The organism is Aeromicrobium phragmitis, from assembly GCF_003674095.1.
Taxonomy (GTDB): domain Bacteria; phylum Actinomycetota; class Actinomycetes; order Propionibacteriales; family Nocardioidaceae; genus Aeromicrobium; species Aeromicrobium phragmitis.
Window position 1 is genome coordinate 1 of record NZ_RDBF01000088.1, and the last position, 453, is coordinate 453.

Below are 453 nucleotides of genomic sequence, written 5' to 3' on the forward strand. Positions count from 1 at the left end.
GACGACCATGAGCAGGTGGCGTCGCGGAGGCATGCGCCCCCACCCGTAGAGGTAGATGCCGAGGAAGATCGCCTCGACGAAGAAGGACAGGCCCTCGAAGGCGAACGGCAGTCCCAGCACATCGCCGAAGGTGCCCATGAGTCCGGGCCACAGCAGACCCATCTCGAAGCTCAGCACGGTGCCCGAGACCGCGCCGATGGCGAAGAGGACAGCGGACGTCTTGGCCCAGCGCTGCGCGAGCCCGAGGGCGACGGGATCGTCGCGGCGGATACCGCGCAGGTGCATCACGAAGATCATCGCCGGGAACGCCACCCCGAAGCAGGCCAGGATGATGTGCCAGCCCAGGGAGAGCGCCATCTGCTGCCGGGCCGGCAGGAGCCCTTCGGGCTCGGTGGCCAGGGCCACGAGGTCCATGACGGCGGCCGTCATGGCTCCGACGGTACGCCCGTCGGG

At 69.3% G+C, this 453-nt stretch carries 1 protein-coding gene; it reads right to left on the reverse strand.

The window, feature by feature from the left end; all coding sequences use genetic code 11:
- A partial coding sequence (locus D9V41_RS16390; protein WP_166376094.1) for a cytochrome ubiquinol oxidase subunit I occupies nt 1-429 on the reverse strand: 429 nt, incomplete at its 3' end.
- Nucleotides 430-453 lie beyond the last annotated feature (24 nt).